Source organism: Streptomyces sp. NPDC059564 (assembly GCF_042735575.1).
Taxonomy (GTDB): domain Bacteria; phylum Actinomycetota; class Actinomycetes; order Streptomycetales; family Streptomycetaceae; genus Streptomyces.
The window spans coordinates 1-23,108 of the sequence record NZ_JBHWBP010000103.1 but is presented as its reverse complement, the minus strand read 5'-3'; the positions used below and the strand labels follow the sequence as shown (position 1 = coordinate 23,108).

Sequence of the window (23,108 nt, the reverse complement as noted above, 5' to 3'; positions counted from 1 at the left end):
CCGACGTCCATCTGCTGAAGGCGCGGACCCCTGCCGCGCTGGACCTGGCGCGGGAGCTGGAGCGGCGGGGCGCGCCCGTGCTCAACTCGGCCGCCGCCACCGGGGCCTGCCAGGACCGGACCGGCATGGCCGACGTGGCCCTGTCGGCCGGGCTGCCCTTCGCGTCCACCCGTACCTTCGCCTCGGCGGCGCTGCTGGAGACGGCCGCGGGACTGCCGTGGCCGATGGTGGTCAAGAGCCGGGCCAGCCGCAAGGACGACCTGGTCGCCCGCGTCGACGACCCGGCGCGGCTGCGCGAACTGGCCCGGCGGTGGGGCGGGGAGCCGGTCGTGGTGCAGCCGTTCGCGCCCAACAGCGGCTGGGACCACAAGCTGTGGGTGGTCGGGGACCGGGTCTTCGCGGGTCTGCGGCGTTCCGAACTGGCCGTCGGCGGCAAGGAACCGGCCAGGACCGTGGACCGGCTGCCCGACGGCTGGGCGGAACTGGCGCTGCGGGTGGGCGCGGTGTTCGCCCTGGACGTCTACGGGGTGGACGTCATCGACACCGGCGACGGCGTCCCGCTCATCGTGGACGTCAACGCCTTCCCCGGGATCCGCGGCCAGGCCGGAGCCCCCGAGGCCCTGGCCGCGCTGGCCCTGCGGCGGGCCGCGCGCTGACACTGGCACGGTGGCGGGGCTGTAGCGTGCGCGGAAGTCGACGGGAAGGCGGTCCCATGCGCGCGGTGGTGTTCGAACGGTACGGGGAGCCGGCGGAGGTACGGGAGGTGCCCGATCCGGCACCGGCGCCCGGCGGGGCCGTCGTACGCGTCGAGGCGACGGGGCTGTGCCGCAGCGACTGGCACGGCTGGCAGGGCCACGACCCCGACATCACCCTGCCGCACGTCCCCGGGCACGAACTGGCCGGGGTCGTCGAGGCGGTGGGCCCCGGGGTGAACGGCTGGCGGCCCGGCGACCGGGTGACCGTCCCCTTCATCTGCGCCTGCGGCAGCTGCGCCGACTGCGCGGCCGGCGAGCACCAGGTGTGCGCGCGGCAGACGCAGCCCGGTTTCACGCACTGGGGCTCCTTCGCCGAGTACGTGGCCCTGGACCACGCCGACGTGAACCTGGTGGCCGTCCCCGGGGAACTGTCGTACGCCACCGCCGCCGCCCTGGGCTGCCGGTTCGCGACGGCCTTCCGGGCGGTGGTCGCGCGGGGCCGGGTCGCGGCGGGCGCGTGGGTCGCCGTCCACGGCTGCGGCGGGGTCGGCCTGTCCGCCGTGATGATCGCCGCCGCGGCGGGCGCGCGGGTGGTCGCCGTCGACCCCGCCCCGGCGGCGCGGGAGATGGCCCGCGCCTTCGGGGCGGCGCACACCGTGGACCCCCGCGACACCGGGCCCGGGGGCACCGCGGAGGCGGTACGGGAGCTCACCGGCGGCGGCGCGCACCTCTCGCTGGACGCCCTGGGCTCCCCCGCGACGGCCGCCGCGTCGGTGGCCGGACTGCGCCGGCGCGGGCGGCACGTCCAGGTCGGGCTGCTCCCGGCGGAGTCCGGCCCGGCGGCGCTGCCGATGGACCGGGTCATCGGCTGGGAGCTGGAGGTCCTGGGCAGCCACGGCATGGCCGCCCACGCCTACCCCCCGATGCTGGAACTGGTCCGCTCCGGCGCGCTGCGGCCGGACCTGCTGGTCACCCGGACCCTCCCGCTGTCCGCGGCCCCGGCGGCCCTCGCCGCGATGGGCTCGGCGCCGGGGCCCGGGGTGACGGTGATCCGGCCCCGGGACTGACCCGGCCGCGTGCGGACGGCCGCCGGGCCGGGCGCGAGGACCCCGCCCGCCCGGTCCGGCTCCCCGTCAGGTGCCGACGTACGCCGCCAGGTGTTCGCCGGTGAGGGTGGAGCGGGCGGCGACCAACTCGGCGGGCGTGCCCTCGAAGACGATCCGGCCGCCGTCGTGGCCGGCGCCCGGCCCGAGGTCGATGATCCAGTCGGCGTGCGCCATGACCGCCTGGTGGTGTTCGACGACGATCACCGACTTGCCGGAGTCGACGAGCCGGTCGAGCAGCCCGAGCAGGTGCTCGACGTCGGCGAGGTGCAGGCCGGCCGTCGGCTCGTCGAGGACGTAGACCCCGCCCTTCTCGGCCATGTGGGTCGCCAGCTTGAGCCGCTGGCGCTCACCGCCGGAAAGGGTCGTGAGCGGCTGGCCGATGGTGAGGTAGCCCAGGCCCACGTCGGCGAGGCGCGCGACGACGCGGTGCGCGGCCGGCAGGTGCCCGTCTCCCGACCCGAAGAACGCCTCGGCCTCGGTCACCGACATCGCGAGCACCTCGCTGATGTCCCGGCCGCCGAAGTGGTAGTCGAGGACCGAGGAGTCGAAACGCCGGCCCTCGCACTCCTCGCAGGTGGTGGCGACCCCGGCCATCATCGCCAGGTCGGTGTAGATGACCCCGGCGCCGTTGCAGGTCGGGCAGGCGCCCTCGGAGTTGGCGCTGAACAGGGCCGGCTTCACGTCGTTGGCCTTGGCGAACGCCTTGCGGATCGGGTCGAGCAGCCCGGTGTACGTCGCCGGGTTGCTGCGCCGGGACCCCTTGATGGCGCCCTGGTCGACCGACACGACGCCCTCGCCCGCGGCCCCCGACTTTCGAGGCAGTGAGCCGTGCACGAGCGAGCTCTTGCCGGAGCCCGCGACACCCGTGACGACGGTGAGCACCCCGAGCGGGATGTCCACGTCGACGTCGCGCAGGTTGTGGGCACGGGCCCCGCGGATCTCCAGCGTGCCGGTGGGCTTGCGCACGCTCTCCTTGACCGAGGCCCGGTCGTCGAAGTGCCGGCCGGTGATGGTGCCGCCGGTCCGCAGCCCCTCGACGGTGCCCTCGAAGCAGACGGTGCCGCCGCCCGAACCGGCGCCGGGGCCGAGGTCGACGACGTGGTCGGCGATCGCGATGGTCTCCGGCTTGTGCTCCACGACGAGCACCGTGTTGCCCTTGTCCCGCAGCCTCAGCAGCAGGTTGTTCATCCGCTGGATGTCGTGCGGGTGCAGGCCGGTGGTGGGCTCGTCGAAGACGTACGTGACGTCGGTGAGCGAGGAGCCGAGGTGGCGGATCATCTTGACCCGCTGCGCCTCGCCGCCCGACAGCGTGCCCGAGGAGCGGTCGAGCGAGAGGTAGCCGAGGCCGATCTCCACGAACGAGTCGAGGGTCCCCAGGAGCGTCGCGAGCAGCGGCGCCACCGAGGGCTCGTCGAGGCCGCGGACCCATGCGGCGAGGTCCCGGATCTCCATCGCGCACAGGTCGGCGATGTTCTTCCGCTTGATCTTCGAGGAGCGCGCGCCCTCGTTCAGCCGGGTGCCGTCGCAGTCGGGGCAGGTGGTGAAGGTGACCGCCCGCTCCACGAAGGCCCGGATGTGCGGCTGCATGGACTCGGTGTCCTTGGACAGCATCGACTTCTGGACGCGCGGGATCAGGCCCTCGTACGTCATGTTGATGCCCGCGATCTTCATGCGGGTCGGTTCGCGGTGCAGGAGGTCCCGCAGTTCCTTCTTCGTGTACCTGGCGATCGGCTTGTCCGGGTCGAAGAAGCCTGACTCGATGTAGAGGCGGGAGTTCCAGCCGCCCCCGGTGTACCCGGGGATCGTGAACGCGCCCTCGTTCAGCGACTTGGTGTCGTCGTAGAGCTGCGTGAGGTCGATGTCGGTGACCGCGCCGCGGCCCTCGCAGCGCGGGCACATGCCGCCGGTGATGCTGAAGCTGCGCTTCTCCTTGACCTCCTGCCCGCCGCGCCGGACGGTGACCGCGCCGGCCCCGCTGATCGAGGCGACGTTGAAGGAGAACGCCTTGGCCGAGCCGATGTGGGGTGTGCCGAGCCTGCTGAAGAGGATGCGCAGCATGGCGTTGACGTCGGTGGCGGTGCCGACCGTGGAGCGCGGGTCGCCGCCCATCCGCTGCTGGTCGACGGTGATCGCGGTGGTCAGCCCTTCGAGCACGTCGACCTCTGGGCGCGCCAGGGTCGGCATGAAGCCCTGGACGAAGGCGCTGTACGTCTCGTTGATCAGCCGCTGCGATTCGGCGGCGATCGTGTCGAACACCAGGGAGCTCTTGCCCGAGCCGGAGACACCGGTGAACACCGTCAGCCGGCGCTTGGGGATCTCGATGCTGACGTCCTTGAGGTTGTTCACGCGCGCGCCGTGCACGCGGATCAGCGCGTGCTGGTCGGCGGCGTGCCGCGCGGGCGCGCCCGGCTCCGTCCTCGGGGCCTTGCTCATGGTGTCTCCATCTGCGTCTGTGGCTGTCGGGCGGTGCCGGCCGCACGGTGTCCGTCCGGTTCTACTTCGTCGGCGCGGCCGGGGCAATGCCCCGGCCGCGTGCCGGGCCGGCGGTGTCGGCCGCGGCTCACCGGTCCTGGATCAGTCCGAGGACGTTTCCGTCGAGGTCGACGACGGTGGCCACCAGGCGGCCGCCGCCGACGTCCTGCGGGGACTGCTTCAGGGTGGCACCGGCGGCGGTCACCTCGGCGAGCTTCGCCTCGATGTCCGGTACGTGCCAGTAGGCCACCGGCGAGGTCAGGCCCTGCGGGCCGCCGGCGGGCACGAGCCCGATCTGCTGGCCCTCGGCCTCGAAGCCGACGTAGTAGGGGCTGTCGGCCGTCGGCTGGACGCCGAGCAGGGCGGCGTACACCTCCTTGGCCTTGGCCAGGTCGGACACGGGGTGCAGCACGGTCTTGATGCCCTGGGTGGAAGAGCTGGTCATGGTCACTCCTGAGGTCGTCGCGGTCGTGTCGTCCGCCATGACCGAAACGCTATCCGCGGCCCCGTGGGCACGCTTCTCGATTCCTGACCGGTTCGGGGTCCGGGCGGCGGGCGGGCCGGTTCCGGCGATTTCCGGCCACCTCGGCGCCATCTCGCGGCCATCCGGGGCTGTCAGCATGCCCGGAGAGCAGAGTTGTATATACAACTTTCCCAGCGATACCCGACCACACCGACACCGACCCGGACGGGAGTCCCCGATGTCCTCGACGGCGATCACCGATTCGCCCGCGCCCTGGCTGCGCGACAACTGCCCCTGCGACGCCTGCCGCGATCCGCGCAACGGCCAGAAGCTGTTCCAGATCACCGACCTGCCGGCCGGCCTGGCCGTCGCCTCCGTACGCGAGGTGTCCGGCGAGGCCACAACGGGCTGGGAGGTGGTGTGGGAGCCGGACGGCCACCGCTCGCTCTACCCCGCCGACTGGCTCGACGCCCACGCCCCCGGAGGCCCGCGCGGCACCGGCGGTGACGGCCGGACCGAGGCCGACAAGGAGCTGTGGGCCGCCGCCGACCTCTCCGGCCGGCTGCCCGAGGCCTCGTGGGACGCCTACATCGGCGACCGCTCGGTACGGATCCACGCGCTGGAGAGCGTGCGGCGCCTCGGCTTCGCCCTGCTGCGGGGCGTGCCCTGCCGCGACCGGATGGTGCTCGACGTGGCGGAGACCTTCGGCTTCGTGCGCCGCACGAACTACGGGGAGCTCTTCGAGGTCCGCGTCGAGCCCGACCCGAACAACCTGGCCTTCACCGGCGCCCTGATCACCCCGCACACCGACAACCCGTACCGGGACCCCGTCCCCACCGTGCAGCTGCTGCACTGCCTGCGCAACGAGGCGAAGGGCGGGGACTCCGGGCTGGTGGACGGCTTCCACGCGGCCGCGCTGCTGCGCCGGGAGGACCCGCGGGCCTTCGACGTGCTGACCCGGGTTCCCGTGGAGTTCTCCTTCGCCGACGCCCGCACCGAACTGCGCGCGCAGCGGCCCCTGATCGACGTGGACCCGCTCGGCCGGATCCGCGAGATCCGCTTCAACAACCGCTCCATCGGCACCCTCCACGAGAGCGCCCCGGTCCTGGAGGAGTTCTACGCCGCCTACCGGCGCTTCGGCGAGCTGCTGCTGCGCCCCGAGCTGCGGCTGGACTTCCGGCTCACGCCCGGGGACTGCCTGATCTTCGACAACACCCGCCTGCTGCACGCCCGTACGGCCTTCGCCGAATCCGGCGGCCGGCACCTCCAGGGCGCGTACGCCGACCTCGACGGGCTGGGCTCCGCCCTGGCCGTCCTGCGCCGCGAAGGAGCCGCCGCGTGAACGCCACCGCCGACGGAGCGGGCGGTCCCCTGGACCTGCTCGCCGGGCTCTTCGAGGGCGAGGGCAGCGCCGAGTACTTCGGCGAGGAGGTGACCCAGGCCGAGCACATGCTCCAGGCGGGCGCCCTCGCCGAGGCCGCCGGGGCCCCCGACCACCTGGTGGCCGCCGCGCTGCTGCACGACATCGGCCACTTCCACGGGACGGTCACCGGCCGCGACCTGATGGAGGGCGGCCAGGACAACCGGCACAGCCACACCGGGGCGGACTGGCTGGCCCGCTGGTTCGGGCCGGAGGTGACCGAGCCGGTACGGCTGCACGTCGCCGCCAAGCGGTACCTGTGCACGGCCGAGCCCGGCTACTTCGACCTGCTCTCCGAGGCCTCGGTGCACACCCTGCGCGTGCAGGGCGGCCCGATGACCCCCGAACAGGTACGGGCCTTCGAGGCGCTGCCGGGGGCGGCCGACGCGGTCGCCGTACGCCGGTGGGACGAGCGGGCCAAGGACCCGCTGATGGCGACCCCCGGCTTCGCGTACTTCCGGCCGCTGCTGGAACGGCTGCTCCTCACGGAGGGCTGAGCGCGCCCCGCCACCGCGTCCGTCAGGGGCGCAGGCGGCGGCCCAGTGCGCTGGCCGCCGTCGAGTGCGCCGTGAAGGCCACCGTCCCCGGCAGGTACCGGTCCTGCGACCACTCCACCGGGGTGCCCGCCGGGTCGGTGGAGCGCCGCCGCTCCCGCAGCAGCGCCTCCCCGGCCCGGCAGCCCAGCAGCCGGGCGTCATCGGGGTCGGCGGGCGCGATGTCGATGGTGTGGTGGGCGTCGGTGAACAGCACGCCGTGCCGGGCCAGTTGTTCCGAGTACGAGACCGTGTCCAGGGGCATCCCCGCCACGAGGGCGCCGACCGCCTCCGGGTACGTGGTCCGCTCCACCATCACCGGCTCGTCCGACAGGGTCCGCAGCCGCAGCACCCGGTACACGGCCGTGCCGGGGGCGATCCGCAGCTGCTCCGCCTCCTCGGCGTCCGCGGCGACGCGGTCGACGGCGACGGTCCGCCCGCCCGGCTCCTCCCCCAGGGAGCGCGCCCAGCGGGTGAAGCTGCGCAGTTCGGTGGCGGCGTTCTCCTCCCCCGGGCCGCCCAGCACCACGCGGCGGGTGCCCCGGCGGGAGGTGATCAGGCCGTCGGTGCGCAGTGCGGCGAGGGCCTGGCGGACGGTGCCCCGGGAGACGGCGTAGCGGCGGGCGAGTTCGTCCTCGGCGGGCAGCCGGGCCCCGGATCCGTACTCCCCGGCGGTGATGGCCCCGCGCAGGTCCTCGGCGACCTTCAGGTAGAGCGGCGTCCTGCCGGAGACCCGGCGGGGCGTCTGCGGCGGGTGCGGCTCCCGCGGTGCGTGGGGTACGTGGGGTACCTGCGAATCCTGCGGTTCCTGCGGTACGTGCGCTGCCTGCGGTGCCTCGTTCACGGGCCCCAGCCTGCCATGCGGGCACCGGCGCCGGGGACCCCGCTCGACCCGGACCCCGCGCCCTCCCATACTTGGGCCTCATGAGAGGAAAGGACAGGCCGCGCAGCAGCCCCCTGGTGCCGGACGGCGTGGGGGCCGAGCTCGCGCGGCACGACTGGGCGAACGTCACCTGCGGCTGCGGCCGCCCGGCGGACCACCTGGAGGACACCCTGTGGGACGCGGCGGAGGGACACCCGGCCGCGTTCCACGCGTTGCAGGGGCACGTGTTCACCGGGACCCGGCTGTGGCCCCCGGCACCGGCCGCCTGCGCGGTGCTGATGGCGGTGTGGGCGGCCGGCCCGCCCCGGCAGGCGGGCCGCGAGGCGCTGCTGTGGACGCTGCTGTCCCTGCTGAGCGCCGAGGACGACGGGGACGCGTACGGGGCGGGCCTGTACGGACAGGTCGCGGCCCACGTCCGGACCGGCCTGCCGCTGCTCGTCGGCGTACTGGAGACCGGGCCGGGCTCGGTCTCCGGGGCCTACGCGGAGGGCATCCTGGAACTGCTGGTGCTGTCCGCGTAGCCCCTCCGCGCGGGCCGTCCCCCTACGCCGCGGACCCGGCGCCGAGGCAGCCGCGCAGGACCTCCGGGGTGACGTCCTCCAGGGACCCCGCGAAGGTGCGCGCCGCCGACGGCGGTACGTCGAGCAGCGAGGGCACCACCAGCACCGGGCAGCCCGCGGCCTCGGCGGAGGCGGCCCCGTCCGGGGAGTCCTCCACGGCGACGCACTCCCCGGGCGACCGGCCCAGCCGCGCGGCGGCCGCGCGGTAGGGATCGGGGTGCGGCTTGGTCCGTACGGTGTCGTCCGCGGAGACGGTGAAGGCGAACGGGACGTGCGCGAGGGCGCCCCCGACCACCTGGTCCACGACCACCCGCGGTGAGGCGCTGACCAGCGCGAACGGTATGCCCTCGGTCTCCAGGGCGGTGAGCAGCCGCTGGACGCCGGGCCGGATGGGGGCCCCGGCGGCGACCCGGCGGAAGAAGCCGTCGGTGAGTTCGGCGGCGACGTCGGCCGGCTCCCCGCGTCCTGAGACCCGTACGAGGTGGGCGGCGGTGTCCGGGACAGCGCGGCCGACGACCTCGGGGGCGTCGGCCGGGCCGAGGCGGTGTCCGAGCCGGGCCGCGGTCTCCTCGGTGGTCTCCCACCACAGCACCTCGGTGTCGACGAGGGTGCCGTCCATGTCGAAGAGCACGGCGGCGAGTTCGCTCACGCGGTCCTCGCCACGACGAGCACGGGCCGCTCGGCCGGTCCTACGGAGGCCCGTGCGCCCGGGGCCAGGTCCGCGGCGTCGCGCGACGGCAGGTCGGCCTTGACGCGGGTGCCGTCGGCGAGGTCGAGGTGCAGGCGGGTGACGGCGCCGAAGAAGGAGGCCGAGGTCACGGTGGCGTTGCCCTCGGGGTCGGCGGCCACGGTGAGGTTCTCGGGGCGGACCAGCACCTCCACGTCGGGGGTGGCCGGGACGGGGCCGTCGACGGGCAGCCGGGTGCCGGAGACCTCGACGAGGCCGGAGTCCGTGAGGCGGCCCGGGAGCCGGTTCATGGTGCCGACGAACTCGGCGACGAAGGGCGTCGCGGGGCGTTCGTACAGCTCGGCGGGGGCGGCGCACTGCTCCAGCTTCCCGGCGTTCAGCACGGCGACCCGGTCGGCCATGGACAGGGCCTCCTCCTGGTCGTGGGTGACGAACACGGTGGTGATGCCGAGGTCGAGCTGGAGGCGGCGGATCTCCTCGCGCAGGTTGGCCCGTACCTTGGCGTCCAGGGCGGAGAGCGGCTCGTCGAGCAGGAGCACGCGCGGGCGCAGGGCCAGGGCCCGGGCGAGCGCGACGCGCTGCTGCTGGCCGCCGGACATCTGGTGCGGGTAGCGGTCGCCGTGGTCGGGCAGGCCCACCAGGTCGAGGAGTTCCGCGGCGCGCTCGCGGCGCTGCGCGGCGGGGACCTTGCGCACGCGCAGGCCGAAGGCCACGTTGTCGCGGGCGCTGAGGTTGGGGAAGAGGCTGTACGACTGGAAGACCATCCCGGCGTCGCGGCGGTTGGCCGGGACCCGGGTGATGTCCTCGCCGTCGACCAGGACCTCGCCGGAGTCGGGCGTCTCGAAGCCGGCGAGGACGCGCAGCGCGGTGGTCTTGCCGCAGCCGGACGGGCCGAGCAGGGCGAGGAGTTCGCCGGGTTCGACGGTCAGGTCGAGGCCGTCGAGGGCGACGGTGGAGCCGAACGCCCGGCGCAGGCCGCGGAATTCGACGCGCGCGCCCGCCGGGGCGGCGGTGTCGGCCGGCTTCCGTGCGGCGGGGAGGGTCGTGGACATGTGGGTCAGGACTCCTTGCGGGAGGTGGCGGGGGCGGGGGACACGGTGGAGGGGGCGGTCCCGGCCCGCGAGAGGACGAGCAGCAGCAGCCAGGTGATGAGGAGGCTGAGGATGGAAACGGCCACCGACATCCGGGCCTGGGCGCCGGAGATGGAGACGATCCACACGGCGAAGGGCTGGAAGCCGAGGAGCGAGGCGATGGTGAACTCGCCGAGCACCAGGGCCAGGGTCAGGAAGGCCGCTCCGGCGAGCGAGGCGCGCAGGTTGGGCAGCAGCACGCGCAGGACCACGTGGGGCCAGCCCGCTCCGCAGCTGCGGGCGGCCTCGACCAGGGTGGGGACGTCGATGGCGCGCAGGCCCGCGTCGAGCGAGCGGTAGACGAACGGCAGCGCCAGCACCGTGTACGCGAGGACCAGGACGACGGGGAACTTCTCGTTCTGCACGGCGAGGAAGGTCTGGTACAGCGGGGTCCGCGACAGGTGGTCGGGCCCCCAGCGGAGCACCGTGGTGATCCCGGTGACCAGGGCGATGGGCGGCACCACCAGCGGCAGCATGCACATCACCTCCACGACGGGGCGCAGCCGCGGCGAGCCGATCCGTACGGCGACCAGCGCGGGCACGGCCAGCAGCAGCGACAGCGCGATGGTGGCGGCGGCGAGGCCGAGGGAGAGCAGCAGGCTCTGCGTGAAGCCCTCGGCGCCGAGCAGCTCGGTGTACGCCTCGAAGGTGACGCCCTGGCCGGGCACGTGCACGGTGAAGACGAAGGACGCGGCGAGCGGGAGCAGGAAGTACGCGCCCGCGAGCGCGAGGACGGCTCCGCGCCAGACCCGGGGCCGGGGCCGGCGGGCCCGCGCCGGAGCGGCGGGGGCGGGGGCCGGGGCGGCCGCTTCGGCGCTCTCCACCTGGGGGGCGGTCGGGGTCATCGCAGCCATCGGGCGCTCCGTCGCTGGAGGGGCAGGTAGACCGCCATGACCAGGCCGGCGATCAGGATCATGTCGAGGCCGAGGGCGAGCGCCACGTTCTCCTGGCCGGTGAGCACGTTGCCGGAGAGGGCGTCCGCGATCTTCAGCGTGACCAGCGGCACTGAGCCGCCGACGAGGGCCGCGGCCGTGGCGTGCGCGGCGAAGGCGGTGCCGAAGAGCAGCACGAACCCGCCGAGCAGCGAGGGCGCGAGCACGGGCAGGCCGACGTGGCGCCAGAACTGCCATCCGCTGGCCCCGTTGTTCTGGGCGGCCTCGCGCCACTGCGGGCGCAGTCCGTCCAGGGCCGGCACGATCACCAGCACCATGAGCGGGATCAGGAAGTACAGGTAGACCACGGTGAGCCCGGTGAAGGAGTACAGGTCCCAGCCGAGGTCCGTGAGGTCCGCGAGCTGGGTGACGACTCCGGAGATCCCGGCGGTGGCGATGAACGCGAAGGCGAGCGGCACCCCGCCGAAGTTGGCGAGGACGCCCGAGGCGGTCAGCGCCGCGGAGCGCAGGGCGGTGGAGCGGGAGGTGACCAGGGCCTGGGCGATCAGGACGCCGAGGACTCCGCCGAGCAGTGCGGTCAGGGCGGAGAGCTGGACGCTGCCGACGAGCGAGCCGAGGTAGGGGCCCTGGAGGGAGCGTGTGAGGTGCTCGCCGGTGAGGCTGGTGGCGCCGGTGGCCGGGTCGGTGCGGGTGACCGCGCCGAAGGCGATGGCACCGAGCGGGACGCCGAAGCAGAGCCCGGTGAAGACGAGGAGCGGGAGGGCGGCGAGCCAGGTGCGCGGGCCGCGCCGCCGGCGGCGGGTGGTGCTGCCGCCGGCGGTCCCCGTCGTAGGGGAGGTGGGGGTGGTTGCGGACATCAGCTGAGGGCCTTGTCCCACTTCTCGGCGAGGGTGGCCTTGGCCTTGTCGAGCTCGGCGGAGGCCGGGAAGGACGGGGTGCCCTGGACCTGCGGGAGCTTGGTGACGGCGTCCTTGTCGGCGGTGCCGTCGGCGGCCATCACGGGGAGCAGCACGGGGCGGGCGTGGCCCTGCAGCCAGATGTTCTGGCCCTCGGCGCTGTAGAGGAACTCCATCCACAGGCGGGCGGCCGCCGGGTGGGGGGCGTCCTTGTTGATGGCCTGGGAGTAGTACTGGGCGTAGACGCCGTCGGAGGGGACGGAGACCTTCCAGTCGACGCCCTTGCCCTTGAACTGCTCGGCGTAGCCGGCGTTCAGGTAGTCCCAGTCGATCGAGATGGGGGTCTCGCCCTTCTCGACGGTGGCCGGGGTGGACTCGACGGGGATGAAGTTGCCGCTCTTGCGCAGCTGGCCGAAGAAGTCGATGCCGGGCTGGATGTCGGCGAAGGAGCCCTTGTTGGCGAGGGCGGCCGCGTAGACGCCGCCGAAGGCGGAGCCGGACTTGGTCGGGTTGCCGTTGAGGGCGACCTTGCCCTTGTACTCGGGCTTCAGCAGGTCCGCGAAGGTCGCCGGGCAGTTCGGAATCTTGGCGGCGTCGCAGCCGATGGAGACGTAGCCGCCGTAGTCGTTGTACCAGCGGCCGTCCGCGTCCTTCTGGGAGCCGGGGATCTTGTCCCAGGCGGTGACCTTGTACGGGGCGAAGAGGTTCTCGGCGGCGCCGCTGCGGGCGAAGGCGATGCCGAGGTCCATGACGTCGGGGGCGCGCGTCTGGCCCTTGCGGGACTTGACGGCGGCGATCTCGTCGGCGCTGGAGGCGTCCGGGTTCTCGGCGCTGATCTTGACCTTGGGGTACTTCGCCTGGAAGGCCTTGACCATCTGGCCGTAGTTCGCCCAGTCCGGCGGCAGCGCGATGACGTTGAGCGTGCCCTCCTTCTCGGCGGCGGCCACGAGGGCCTCCATGCCGCCGAGGTCGGCCGCGGAGGCCGCGGTGCCCGGCTGGGCCTTGGCCTTGGCATCGCCGGAGGCGGCGGCGCCGGCCTGCTTCGGGTCGGGCGCTGCGCCGCACGCGCTGAGCGTGGTCAGGACGGCGGCGCTGAGCAGTACGGCCGCGCCGCGACGGGCGGTGGAACTGAGCACGGTCTCTCCCGGAGACGAAGGGGGCTTCACTTGTCAGATTCACTTGTCTGAACAAGTTGGCTCCAGTTCGCCCGTACTCCCTGTACGGATGGTGAACGGCGGCTGGACCTTGGAGCACGGCTGGAGGAAGAGAAGAGAATGACCGAAAGGCGTCGTGACATAACGGGTCTGGACCATCATCGATGATGATCAAGGCCTTGAGGCCGGTGTACGTCGCAACGAGGGGGAACGGCATGGGAACGGTGCGGTATCTGGAGATCGCGGAGGAACTGCGCCGGTCGATCCTGTCCGGTGCCTACCCGGTGGGCAGCCGGCTGCCCTCGGAGAGCGACCTCGCCGCCCGCTGGTCGGCCTCGCGCGGCACCGTGCGCCAGGCCGTCGCCACCCTCGCCGCCGAGGGGCTGATCGGCTCCAGCCAGGGTGCGCGCAGGATCGTCCTGCGCCACGAACGCCGGCACAGCTTCGGCGAGTTGAACAGCTTCGCGCAGTGGGCCGAGGGGGTCGGTCACGAGGTGCGCAGCCGGTTCCTGTCCCGCACCCGGCGGCCCGCCACCGCCGAGGAGGCGGAACGGCTCGCGCTGCCGCCGGGTACGGAGATCCTGTCGGTGGTGCGGCTGCGGCTGCTCGACGGGGAGCCGACGATGGTGGAGCGGACCGCCTTCGCCGACTGGGTCGCGGCGGCCGTGGAGGCGCTGCCGGAGGACTGCCGCTCGGTGATGGACAGCCTGGCGGAGGGCTCCGGGATCGTGGCGCACTACGGCGAGCACCTGATCGACGCGCTCGCGGCGGGCAGCGAGGACGCGCGGCTGCTGGAGATCCGGCGGGGAAGCCCGCTTTTGCGCCAACGTCACAGCTCCGCGACGCGTACGGGCCGCCCGATCGAGTGGTCCGACGACCGCTACCGGCCCGGCAGCGTCACCTTCAGCGTGAGCAACTCGGCGGTAGCCACCCCACTGGAGCGCCACCCGGGCGGCGGCGACCGCTGAGATGACCGGAATCTCGTTCATGCCGTCGGCCCCGCCGCTGTAGGGTCCCCAGCAGAACTGGTCAGATGCTGAACACGCATAAAGGAAAACTGTTGATGGACGTGCATCGGCTGCGCATCCTGCGGGCCGTGGCCGAGCACGGCAGCTTCAACCGCGCGGCGACCGCCCTGCGGCTGACGCCCTCGGCGGTCTCCCAGCACATCGCCTCCCTGGAGCGGAGCCTCGGCCATCCGGTGGCGGAGCGCAGCACGCGCGGGGTCACGCTGACCGATGCCGGACGGCTGCTCGTGGAGGCGGCGGAGACGATCACCGCCGAGCTGGACCTGGTCCGCTCGCGGATCGACCGGCTGGCCGCCGGACGGCCCCGGCTGACCGTCGCCACCTTCACCAGCGGCGGCCGGCACCTGCTGCCCCCGGCCCTCGCCGCGTTCGTGGCCGCGCACCCCGAGGTGGAGCTGACGGTGGTGGAGGCCGAACCGGAGGCCTCGCTGCCGATGGTGCGCGGCGGGGCGGCGGACCTCGCGCTGGCCTACCACTTCGACGGACCGCTGCCGGCCGGGGCACCGGGACGGACGGGCCTGAGCTGGCAGCCGCTGATGGAGGATCCGCTGTACGCGGTCCTGCCGCCCGGCCACCTGCTGGCGGGGCGGGCGGTGCTGGAGCCGGCGGAACTGGCGGCCGACCGGTGGGTGCTGGGCTGCCTGAAGACGGAGGCCTTCCTGCGCCGGTACGCGGACCGGTCCGGGTTCGAGCTGCGGATCGCCGCCTCGACCACCGACTACTTCTTCGCGCAGACCCTGGTCGGCGCGGGCGTCGGGGTCTCCCTGATCCCCCACATCGCGCTGGCCCCCGCACCCGGATCGACGGTGATCCCCCTCGCGCCGCCGCGCCCCGCGCGCCACATCGGCGTGGCCACCCCGCGGCGGACTCCCCCAGACCCGTACGCCGCCGCCCTGACGACGGCCCTCCGGGAGGCGGCGAGCGCCGGGTCCGGCGCGGACACGCAGGCGGGTCGTGGGTGATCCGCTGTACGGGCTCGCCGTCAATCCGGCCCTGCCGGGCGAACTGGTCGGCCGGCTCATCGCGCACGCCCTCGCGGCGGACGCGTGGCCGGCCTCCGCGCTCACCGAACGCGATGACCTGAGCCGGGACCAGGTCCTGGCCCTGGCCGCGCACGACGACGCCCTCGCCGTCTCCCTCGCCCGCCGAGGACGGCTGCACGCCGCCGACATCGACCCCTCGGTCCGGCCGGGCGGCGCCGCTAGCCGGGGGAGGTGTCGGCAGAGCCCGGGGTGACCAGGCCCGTCTCGTAGGCGAGGACCACGGCCTGGGCCCGGTCCCGCAGGCTCAGTTTGGCGAAGATGCGGGCCACGTGGGTCTTCACGGTGGCTTCGCTGAGCGTCAGCTCCCGCGCCAGTTCGGCGTTGGACCGGCCGTGGCCCATCAAGGTCAGCACCTCCCGCTCGCGCGGGGTCAGCGCGGCCAGGTCCCGGTGCGGCGCCGCGGCCCCCGCCGAACCGGCCGCCGAACCGGCCGCCGGGGCGCACCGCTCGACCAGGCGGCGGGTGATCGACGGCGCGAGCAGGGCGTCGCCGGTGCCCACCAACCGGACGGCGGCCGCGAGGTGTTCGGGGGTGACGTCCTTGAGCAGGAACCCGCTGGCTCCGGCGGCGAGGGCGGCGTAGACGTACTGGTCGAGGTCGAAGGTGGTCAGCATGATCACCCGGCAGCCGGGCAGCTCGGCGAGGATCCGGCGGGCGGCCTCCAGGCCGTCCATGCGCGGCATGCGGATGTCGAGGAGGACCACGTCGGGGCGCAGGCTCCGCGCCATCGACACCGCCTCGACCCCGTCGGCCGCCACCCCGGCCACCTCGATCCCCCGGGCCGTCAGGATCAGCCGGAACCCGGTGCGCACGAGTTCCTGGTCGTCGGCGATCAGCACCCGGGGCCCGGGCGGCGCCGCCGTCACGGCCGGTCCAGGGGGAGGCGGGCGCGGACCCGGAATCCGCCGCCCAGGCGGCGCCGGGCGTCGAGGTCGCCCCCGTAGACGGCGGCGCGTTCCCGCAGGCCCATGAGCCCCCGGCCGGTCCCGTCGGCCTTCGGCTCCGCACCGCGTCGCTTGCCCGCCGGGGGGCCGTCGCCTGCCGCGCCCGCGCCCGCGTCCGCGCCCGCGGACAGCACGCTCGGGCCGCCGCTGAGCACCTCCACCCTCAGGGCGCTGTCCGCATAGCGCACCGTCACCTCGGCCTTCACCCCGTCCCCGTGTTTGAGCGCATTGGTCAGCGCCTCCTGGATGATCCGGTACGCCGTCACGTCGATCCCGGCCGGGAGCGGGCGCGGCTCGCCGGATATGCGCACGTCCACCGGCAGCCCGGCGAAGGCGATCTTGTCGATGAGCGGGCTCAGCCGGCTCAGGCTCGGCTGCGGGGTCAGCTCGGCGGCGCCCCCGTAGGGCTCGTCCCCGCCGTCCTGGGCGGGCGCGAGCAGGCCGAGGAGGTGGCGCAGCTCGGTCATCGTGGTCCGGCCGGCGGTCTCCACCGCGCTCATCGCGGCCGCGGCCTCCTGCGGCATGGTCGCCAGCACCTCGCGGGCGGCCCCGGCCTGGACGATCATCAGGCTCACGTTGTGGCTGACGATGTCGTGGAGCTCGGCGGCGATCCTGGACCGTTCCGCGTCGACCGCGCCGCGGGCCGCGCTCTCCCGCTCCCGCTCCAGCAGCCAGCCGTGCTCCCCCCGCGCCGCCCGGTGCGCGCGCCGCGTGCGCACCAGCGCGATCCCCAGGCAGAGCGCCGTCACGGCCGCCACGCACGCCAGAGCCAGCGCGCCCCCCGTCGCCCAGCCCACCGCACCAGCCCCCTCGTCCGTCCCCCGCGGACCCGCGCGGTCCCCCGTGGGTCGCCTAGTACTGTAACCGCGACCCTCCCTGACGTTTCGACAGTTTCCGCTGGTCCAGGGCTCCTCCCCGTCCGGGTGCGGCCGAACCGGTGGCCGTCGGGCCAGAGCGTGCGCCGTGCGGGCGGAACGTCCGGGGGCGGGGTGAAGGGCGCAGCACGCCGTGGGATACCGGGGGAGGCCATCCCGCACCCCCCTGGAGCCTGCCATGGCGTTCGTCGTCAGCTTCCTCAACACGGCCCCGATCCCCACCGCGGGATCCGGCACCGCGTACAAGCTCTGGTCCTACAGGGTCGACGGCACGGGGTCCGACATCCCGTCGGGGCAGCGGGATGGCCCTGGCCCTGCCGGGAGACATCAATGTGCAGGACCCCAGCGCCTATCCCGACGTGACGGCCCTGGACGGCAGCTTCCTCTGGCGAGATCCGGCCACGGGACTGAATTTCGCGGGCCGGACGGCGACCAGTCCCGGCGGCCTGACCATCACCTTCGTCGCACCGGCCCGCACGGCGACCGGCTCCGTACGCCTGTTCAAGTCCGCCGTCGGCACGGCATGGAGCGCCATCAGCTTCACCAATGCCGGCAGCGGTACCGCCGCCGACGGGCAGGCCATGGTCCTGCCCGCCCCCGGCGTTCCGACGTACACGGGACGGCCGGTCGCCGACTTCGAGGGTGCCCTCCCCTACGCGAGCGAGGTCTTCGGCGTCTACCAGCCGCTCTCGGGGTGGATCAGCGCACAGGGCGGGGTCGCGGCCGCCCGGGTGCACCCGGGCTCCGGGTTCGCGGCCCTGAGCGCCGAGAAGTTCCGCGGAGAGGACGCGCGGCTGCTGCGCGATCCCGCCCTGGCCGCGCTGGCCGAGCGGTACTCGTCCGCCACCTCGGCCCCGCTGACACCGGCGGGCCTGGTCAACCTCTTCCGTGAGTACTTCTTCGAGTTCGACACCTTCCTCGGATCGCCGTCCGGCCACATCTGGGTGAGCCCCGGCGGCAGCGTCGAGGTCGTCGAGACCAGTACCCCGGGACCAGTCGCCCCCCGGCGAGCTGCTGAACAACTGGAGGGAGATCTGGGACATGGACGGCGTGGACGTCCAGGGCTGGAACCACATGACCTCGGCCTTCAACGGCTGGCTGGCGGGTACCAACGCGAGCCGGCGCGGTCTGCGTTCCTACCACTCCCAGGACACCTACTCCGCCCCCCAGAACGGGCTCGTCCCCCCGTCCCGGGTCACCCGGCTGCCCCCCGTGCCGGTCAGGGGGATCTACGTGGAGGAAGGCAACAGCGACGACGGCCGGGTGACCTGGGTGCACTTCTCCAACCCCAGCCTGGTCGGGGACAAGAACGCGCCCGGCCACGTCAAGACCATCCCCGAGTTCGGGTCCTTCGACGCGCACCACATGGTTCCCGCCATCGCGTTCGGTCACGCGGCGCAGTTCCCGCTGCGCTGAGGCCCAGGGCCCGGTGCCGTCGCCCGCGTACATCTCCGGGATGACCCGCCCCGCCGGTTACATCCGGCGGGTGACGCCGCCGGCGGGCCGTCCTTCTAGGTTCGTGGCATGACAAACGATCACGACAGCACGTCCGGGGCCGTCGTCCGGCTGGACGGCGTGCACAAGGAGTACGGCGACGCGAAGGCCCTGGACGGCCTCTCCCTGGAGATCCGCAAGGGGGAGGCAGTCGCCGTGATGGGGCCCTCGGGCTGCGGCAAGTCCACCCTGCTGAACATGGTGGCCGGCCTGGACCGTCCCACGGCAGGCACCGTCGAGGTGCACGGCCAGGACCTGGGCTCGCTGACGGAGACCGGTCTGGCCCTGTTCCGGCGCCGCGGCGTCGGCATGATCTTCCAGTTCTTCAACCTCATCGACGACCTGCCGGCCCTCGACAACGTGGCGCTGGCCGCCCAGTTGACCGGTGTCTCCGCCCGGCAGGCCCGCCGCCGGGCCCTGGAGCTCCTCGACGAGCTCGGCATCGCCGACCGCCGCGGCCACTACCCCGCCACGCTGAGCGGCGGCGAGCGCCAACGGGTCGCCGTGGCCCGGGCCCTGATGAACCGGCCCGCGCTGCTGCTGGCCGACGAGCCGACCGGCGCGCTGGACAGCCGTTCCGGCGAGCAGGTGATGGACCTGCTGATCGACCTCAACCAGATCGGCCAGACCCTGCTGATCGTCACCCACGACCCCCGCCTGGCCACCCGCTGCGCGAGCCGCCTGGTGGAAGTCGCCGACGGCCGCGTGGCCCGCGAGAGCGCGCTGGAGGCGACCGCGTGAACGCCGTGTGGAGGGCGGCGCGCGCGGCCGCCCGGCGCCGCCGGGTCCAGACGTTCGTCATCGGTCTGGTCGTCCTGTGCTCGACGACGACGGTCCTGCTCGCGCTGGCCCTGCTCGACGCCGCGTCGGGCCCCTTCGAGAAGGCGTACGCCCGCCAGCACGGCGCCCACGTGGTGGCGTCCTTCGACACCGCGAAGGTCTCGCCGGAGCAACTGGCGCGCACCGCCGCACGGCCCGGGGTGGAGGCCTCGGCGGGCCCCTTCGGGCAGGCCGTCGTCAACGTCCCCGACGGCTGGCTCTGGATGGCCGGCGGCACCCTCTCCGTCGTGGGCCGGGCCGATCCGGCCGGGCCGGTGGACCGGATCGACCTGCTCGAAGGGCACTGGGCCGCCGCGCCGGGCGAGATCGTCGTCAACTGGTCCTCCCAGGGCTCCCCCGGCCCGGAACTCCTCGGAACCACCCTGGACGGCCCCGGGGCGCCGAAGCTGACCGTCGTCGGCTTCGCCACCAGCATGAGCAAATCGGCGAGCGCCTGGGTCACGCCCGGGCAGATGGCCGCGATGCACCCCTCCTCCGCCCAGATGCTCTACCGGTTCACCGACCCGTCGAGCGCGGCCCGGCTGGACGCCGCTCTGGGCGGTGCCACCGCGGAGCTCCCGGCCGGGGCGCTGACCGGCGCGCAGACCCACCTCACCCTCAAGGCGGCCTTCTCGGCCCTGGCCGACTCCTACCTGCCGTTCATCACCTTCTTCGGCGTCCTGGGCCTCCTGGTCTCCTGCCTGATCGTCGGGAACGTGGTCAGCGGGGCCGTCGTCTCCGGGTACCGGCACATCGGCGTGCTCAAGGCCGTGGGCTTCACCCCGAACCAGGTCGTCGGCGTCTACCTGACGATGGTCTCGCTGCCGGCCGTCGTGGGCTGCCTGCTCGGCACCCTGGCCGGCAACGCCCTGGCGGGGCCCCTCCTGAAGGTCGCGTTCACCGGTATCGAGACCGGCCGGGCCTCCGTCGGCGCGTTCGGCGCCTGGGTGTCGGTGGTCTGCCTGGCGGGCATGCCCGCCCTCGTCCTGCTGGCCGCGCTGGCCCCCGCCCTGCGGGCGCACCGGCTGCCCGCCGCCCTGGCGATCAGCGCGGGCGGCGCCCCCCGGACCGGTCGCGGGCGCCGCGTGCAGCGGCTGCTCGGCGGCAGCCGGCTGCCGCGGCCCGTCAGCCTCGGGCTCGGCCAGCCGTTCGCCCGGCCCGCGCGGACCCTGCTGACCCTCTCCGCCATCGTGCTCGGCGTCACCACGGTGACCCTGTCGACCGGACTGACCGGCACGATGCTGGCGTACGCGGACGGCATCCGGGGCGAGGGCACGCGCGTCCAGGTGTCGGCGGGCGGCCCGGGCAACGGCCGCACCCCTCCCGCGCTCACCGACGGGCAGATCGAGGACCGGCTGCGGGCGCTGCCCGGAACGGCCGGGGTACGGGCCCGCGCGCTGTCCCAGGCGCACCTGGCGGGGCAGGCGCAGACCGTCTTCGCCGACTTCTACCGCGGGGACGGTTCCCGGTACGCGTACCAGATCGTCCGGGGCCGGGCGCCGAAGGCGGAGGGCGAGATCGTCGCCGGGCCCGCGTTCCTGACGCAGCGCGGGCTGGAGGTCGGTGACCGGGTCACGCTGGAACTGCACGGCAGGCAGGCCCCGGTGGTCGTCGTGGGCGAACTGATCGAGGGCAACGCGCAGGCCCTGGAAGCCTCCTGGCCGACCCTCCTGAAGCTCGCACCGGACCTCCACGCCGCCGAGTACACGGCGCGGCTCGCCCCGGGAACCGACGCACGGGCCTACGCGGAGGCCGTCGAGGCCATCGACCCGGGCCTGCGCGCCTCGGTCCCGGACACCGGGAACGCCGGCACGACCACCGTGGTCACCTTCTCGACGGTGTTCACGGCGCTGCTGACCCTCGTCGCGTCCCTCGGGGTGTTCAACACCGTTCTGCTGAACACCCGTGAGCGCCGCCGGGACCTGGGCATGCTCAAGTCGATCGGGATGACGCCCCGGCAGGTCGTGGTGATGACGGTGACCTCGGTCGCCGGGCTGGGCGCGGCCGGCGGGCTGCTCGGGATCCCGCTCGGGATGGTGGCGCACCGGCTGGTCGTGGACCACGTCGGGGTGGTGGCCTTCCCGGAGGCGATGAAGGACGTCTGGCACGCGCCGCAGCTGGCCGGTCTGCTGCTGGCGGGGGTGATGATCGCCGTGCTCGGCGCGCTGGTCCCGGCCCGGGCGGCCGCGCGGGCGACGATCGCCACGGTCCTGCACACCGAGTAGGTCCCGGCCCTACCGCGGCCCGGGGCGCCGTTCGGCGGTGGTGACCGCGCGGCGGGCCTCGCGGGCCGCCGCGGCGGCTTCCCGGTGGCGGGTCTCCGCCTGGGTCACGGCCTCGTACGCGAGGTCCCGCTCGGCGCGGGCCCGTTCGGCGTCGGCGTCCAGCCGGGTGACCTCGGCGTCGGCCTCGGCCGCCCGGGCCACCGCCCGCTGCCGGGCCTCGTCGGCCTCGCGCAGCTCCTCCTCGCGGACGGAGGCGACCCGCCCGGCCTCCCGGGCGGCCTCCGCGTCCGGGTCCGGAACCTCGTCCCGGGTCGGGGCCGTGGGCGCAGGGGCGTCCGGGGCCGGCCCGGCGGCGGCCGGACGCCGGTCGCGGATCGCGGACGGGTCGGCCAGCGGGAAGGCCGGTGCGGGGGTGGGGGGCCGGGCGAGGCGGGCGGAGGACCAGGCCCGGGCCGCGTCCGGGTCGGCGAGAACGGCGTACAGGATGCGTTCCACCTCCCGCACCACCGTCTCCGACACCGGCGTGCCCGCCTCCTCCGCCAGCCGTTGCGCCTCCCTGGCCAAGGCCCCGATCACCACGTGCTGCTGGTGCGAGAGGTCCCGTAGCTGCTCGCCGTCGAGCGACCGGTGCGCCTCGCGCAGCGCCTGGCCGAGCTGGAGGAACTGCTCGACCTCTTCCGGCTGGGCCCGGACCAGGGTGTTCGAGGCCCATGCCGCCAGCGTGGGCCGCCGCAGGCCCGCGATCCGTTTCGCCGTCGCCACGTCGCCGGCCGCCTTCGCGCGCGCCGCGGCGGCGCCGCGCGCGGCCGTGAACCCCGCCGGGTGCGGCACGTACAGCGCGTCGGCGATCTCGTCCGCGATCCCGTCCGCGTCCCCGTCCACGCGCCCCACTCTCAGGCATGGCCGCCGGTCGGGCGCGTCGGGACGCACCGGGGGCCCGGGCGGGTGACGAAGATCGCCGGAACGGGTCAGCGGTCCGCCCCACGCGGGTGACGTGGACGCCCCCACCCGTTCCCGACCGGCCCCGGCCCCGTTGGAAGGGGCATGAAGGCTCCCATAAAGGCGATAAGCGCCCCGATACTGCCCGCGGCCGGACGTCCCGACGCCCTCACCGCCCCCCTCGCTCCGGCCACCCCCGCCACCGCGACCCCCGCCCCGCCCGACCCGGTGCCCCGCATACGGTCCACGCTCCGCGACGGCGTCCTCGCCGTCAGCCTGGCCGGAGAGTTCGACCTCCACACCTGCGCCCCCTTGCGCGGCCTCCTCGACGAAGGCGCCGCCCGCGGCGCCCGCCGCCTCGTCCTCGACGCGGCCCTCGTCACCTTCTGCGATTCGTCCCTGCTCGACGTCCTCGACGGGTGGGCCCGCGGCGGTCGCTCCTGGGAGATCGCCACCACCTCGCGGCCCCTGCGCCTGCTGCTCGACCTCGCCGCCCGCGTGTGGCCACCGGGCGACGGCCGCAAGCGGGTGGGCCCATGACCTTCACGGTCCTCACCCTGATCCCGCTGCTGCTGGCCGTCCTCCTGGCCCGGCGGCTTCCCCCGCCGCCCCGGCCGCACCGCCCGGCTCCCGCCGGCCGGCCGCCCGGGCGACCCGCCCGACGCGCAACTCCGCCGTGCTGTCGGCGAGTTCCAGCGATGCCGACCCGAGGGTGGCCGCGCGGGCGGTGACCCCCGGCCGGGGGGGGGGGGGGGGCCCCCCAAACAGCAGCGGGGCACCCGGGCGCCCCCCCCCCCCCCCCCCCCCACCCCCGAGAGGCGGCGCGAAGGGGGGGAGGCGGGGTGTGA

23 protein-coding genes are annotated in these 23,108 nt (G+C 74.5%); 12 read left to right on the top strand and 11 right to left on the bottom strand.

The features are described from left to right. Both ACFV0Q_RS19315 and ACFV0Q_RS19310 read left to right on the top strand, forming a co-directional pair. A partial coding sequence (locus ACFV0Q_RS19315) for a RimK family alpha-L-glutamate ligase (protein WP_385006851.1) occupies nt 1-656 on the top strand: 656 nt, incomplete at its 5' end. Nucleotides 657-712: 56 nt separating this feature from the next. After that, a complete protein-coding gene (locus tag ACFV0Q_RS19310; protein ID WP_385006849.1) occupies nt 713-1,762 on the top strand; it encodes a zinc-dependent alcohol dehydrogenase family protein in 1,050 nt (349 codons plus the stop codon). 66 nt (nt 1,763-1,828) lie between these two features. Here the strand turns inward: ACFV0Q_RS19310 and ACFV0Q_RS19305 are convergent, their stop codons facing one another. Both ACFV0Q_RS19305 and ACFV0Q_RS19300 read right to left on the bottom strand, forming a co-directional pair. After that, a complete protein-coding gene (locus ACFV0Q_RS19305) occupies nt 1,829-4,234 on the bottom strand; it encodes an ATP-binding cassette domain-containing protein (RefSeq protein ID WP_385006847.1) in 2,406 nt (801 codons plus the stop codon). 127 nt (nt 4,235-4,361) lie between these two features. Beyond that, complete coding sequence (locus ACFV0Q_RS19300; RefSeq protein ID WP_385006845.1) at nt 4,362-4,718, bottom strand: VOC family protein; 357 nt, start codon at nt 4,716-4,718, stop codon at nt 4,362-4,364. A 256-nt stretch (nt 4,719-4,974) separates the two neighbouring features. Here ACFV0Q_RS19300 and ACFV0Q_RS19295 point away from each other — a divergent pair, with 256 nt between their 5' ends. Both ACFV0Q_RS19295 and ACFV0Q_RS19290 read left to right on the top strand, forming a co-directional pair. Further along, entirely contained in the window at nt 4,975-6,078 is a 1,104-nt protein-coding gene (locus ACFV0Q_RS19295) for a TauD/TfdA family dioxygenase (RefSeq protein ID WP_385006843.1), read from the top strand. Then, a complete protein-coding gene (locus ACFV0Q_RS19290) occupies nt 6,075-6,653 on the top strand; it encodes a phosphonate degradation HD-domain oxygenase (protein WP_385006841.1) in 579 nt (192 codons plus the stop codon). Before ACFV0Q_RS19295 ends, ACFV0Q_RS19290 begins: the two co-directional genes overlap by 4 nt. A 22-nt stretch (nt 6,654-6,675) precedes the next feature. Here ACFV0Q_RS19290 and ACFV0Q_RS19285 read toward each other — a convergent pair whose 3' ends face one another. Then, nucleotides 6,676-7,533: a GntR family transcriptional regulator gene (locus ACFV0Q_RS19285; protein WP_385006839.1), complete on the bottom strand. Its 858-nt coding sequence runs from the start codon at nt 7,531-7,533 to the stop codon at nt 6,676-6,678. Nucleotides 7,534-7,613: 80 nt separating this feature from the next. On the opposite strand from ACFV0Q_RS19285, the gene ACFV0Q_RS19280 reads away from it, so the two are divergent. Continuing rightward, nucleotides 7,614-8,093: a hypothetical protein gene (locus ACFV0Q_RS19280; protein ID WP_385006837.1), complete on the top strand. Its 480-nt coding sequence runs from the start codon at nt 7,614-7,616 to the stop codon at nt 8,091-8,093. Nucleotides 8,094-8,115: 22 nt separating this feature from the next. On the opposite strand, the gene ACFV0Q_RS19275 is transcribed toward ACFV0Q_RS19280, so the two are convergent. From ACFV0Q_RS19275 to ACFV0Q_RS19255, 5 genes are read right to left on the bottom strand one after another with little or no spacing between them, the layout of a single operon-like run. Beyond that, the gene (locus ACFV0Q_RS19275) at nt 8,116-8,781 is read right to left on the bottom strand and encodes an HAD family hydrolase (RefSeq protein ID WP_385006835.1); all 666 of its coding nucleotides are present in this window, start codon (nt 8,779-8,781) and stop codon (nt 8,116-8,118) included. Then, nucleotides 8,778-9,872, bottom strand: a complete 1,095-nt coding sequence (locus ACFV0Q_RS19270) for an ABC transporter ATP-binding protein (RefSeq protein WP_385006832.1) — start codon at nt 9,870-9,872, stop codon at nt 8,778-8,780. Before ACFV0Q_RS19270 ends, ACFV0Q_RS19275 begins: the two co-directional genes overlap by 4 nt. Nucleotides 9,873-9,877: 5 nt before the next feature. Next, nucleotides 9,878-10,804 carry an ABC transporter permease gene (locus ACFV0Q_RS19265; RefSeq protein WP_385006829.1) on the bottom strand — a complete coding sequence of 309 codons (927 nt, stop codon included), beginning with the start codon at nt 10,802-10,804 and terminating at the stop codon, nt 9,878-9,880. Continuing rightward, complete coding sequence (locus ACFV0Q_RS19260; protein WP_385006827.1) at nt 10,792-11,700, bottom strand: ABC transporter permease; 909 nt, start codon at nt 11,698-11,700, stop codon at nt 10,792-10,794. The genes ACFV0Q_RS19265 and ACFV0Q_RS19260 overlap by 13 nt, the downstream gene beginning before the upstream one ends. Further along, nucleotides 11,700-12,875, bottom strand: coding sequence for an ABC transporter substrate-binding protein (locus tag ACFV0Q_RS19255; RefSeq protein WP_385006825.1), 1,176 nt, complete (start codon nt 12,873-12,875; stop codon nt 11,700-11,702). The genes ACFV0Q_RS19260 and ACFV0Q_RS19255 overlap by 1 nt, the downstream gene beginning before the upstream one ends. Nucleotides 12,876-13,108: 233 nt before the next feature. Between ACFV0Q_RS19255 and ACFV0Q_RS19250 the strand changes: the two genes are divergently transcribed. The 3 genes from ACFV0Q_RS19250 to ACFV0Q_RS19240 all read left to right on the top strand — a co-directional run bounded on the left by ACFV0Q_RS19250 (nt 13,109) and on the right by ACFV0Q_RS19240 (nt 15,157). Then, nucleotides 13,109-13,861, top strand: a complete 753-nt coding sequence (locus tag ACFV0Q_RS19250; RefSeq protein WP_385006823.1) for a GntR family transcriptional regulator — start codon at nt 13,109-13,111, stop codon at nt 13,859-13,861. 92 nt (nt 13,862-13,953) lie between these two features. Further along, nucleotides 13,954-14,883, top strand: a complete 930-nt coding sequence (locus ACFV0Q_RS19245; protein WP_385006821.1) for a LysR family transcriptional regulator — start codon at nt 13,954-13,956, stop codon at nt 14,881-14,883. Beyond that, nucleotides 14,876-15,157 (top strand): hypothetical protein, encoded by a 282-nt coding sequence (locus tag ACFV0Q_RS19240; protein ID WP_385006820.1) that lies wholly within the window; start codon nt 14,876-14,878, stop codon nt 15,155-15,157. The genes ACFV0Q_RS19245 and ACFV0Q_RS19240 overlap by 8 nt, the downstream gene beginning before the upstream one ends. Here the strand turns inward: ACFV0Q_RS19240 and ACFV0Q_RS19235 are convergent. Together ACFV0Q_RS19235 and ACFV0Q_RS19230 are read right to left on the bottom strand one after the other, a co-directional pair. Continuing rightward, the gene (locus ACFV0Q_RS19235) at nt 15,123-15,830 is read right to left on the bottom strand and encodes a response regulator (RefSeq protein WP_385006818.1); all 708 of its coding nucleotides are present in this window, start codon (nt 15,828-15,830) and stop codon (nt 15,123-15,125) included. The genes ACFV0Q_RS19240 and ACFV0Q_RS19235 overlap by 35 nt on opposite strands. Then, nucleotides 15,827-16,705 (bottom strand): sensor histidine kinase, encoded by an 879-nt coding sequence (locus tag ACFV0Q_RS19230; RefSeq protein ID WP_385006816.1) that lies wholly within the window; start codon nt 16,703-16,705, stop codon nt 15,827-15,829. The genes ACFV0Q_RS19235 and ACFV0Q_RS19230 overlap by 4 nt, the downstream gene beginning before the upstream one ends. 1,119 nt (nt 16,706-17,824) lie before the next feature. On the opposite strand from ACFV0Q_RS19230, the gene ACFV0Q_RS19225 reads away from it, so the two are divergent. The 3 genes from ACFV0Q_RS19225 (at nt 17,825) to ACFV0Q_RS19215 (ending at nt 21,321) form a co-directional block, all read left to right on the top strand. Continuing rightward, nucleotides 17,825-18,199, top strand: a complete 375-nt coding sequence (locus ACFV0Q_RS19225) for a hypothetical protein (RefSeq protein ID WP_385006814.1) — start codon at nt 17,825-17,827, stop codon at nt 18,197-18,199. A gap of 108 nt (nt 18,200-18,307) precedes the next feature. Further along, complete coding sequence (locus ACFV0Q_RS19220) at nt 18,308-19,018, top strand: ABC transporter ATP-binding protein (RefSeq protein ID WP_385006812.1); 711 nt, start codon at nt 18,308-18,310, stop codon at nt 19,016-19,018. After that, nucleotides 19,015-21,321: an FtsX-like permease family protein gene (locus ACFV0Q_RS19215; protein ID WP_385006810.1), complete on the top strand. Its 2,307-nt coding sequence runs from the start codon at nt 19,015-19,017 to the stop codon at nt 21,319-21,321. The genes ACFV0Q_RS19220 and ACFV0Q_RS19215 overlap by 4 nt, the downstream gene beginning before the upstream one ends. Nucleotides 21,322-21,330: 9 nt before the next feature. Here the strand turns inward: ACFV0Q_RS19215 and ACFV0Q_RS19210 are convergent, their stop codons facing one another. After that, a complete protein-coding gene (locus tag ACFV0Q_RS19210) occupies nt 21,331-22,203 on the bottom strand; it encodes a hypothetical protein (protein WP_385006808.1) in 873 nt (290 codons plus the stop codon). A 162-nt stretch (nt 22,204-22,365) separates the two neighbouring features. Here ACFV0Q_RS19210 and ACFV0Q_RS19205 point away from each other — a divergent pair, with 162 nt between their 5' ends. Beyond that, nucleotides 22,366-22,800, top strand: a complete 435-nt coding sequence (locus tag ACFV0Q_RS19205) for an STAS domain-containing protein (protein WP_385006806.1) — start codon at nt 22,366-22,368, stop codon at nt 22,798-22,800. Nucleotides 22,801-23,108 lie beyond the last annotated feature (308 nt).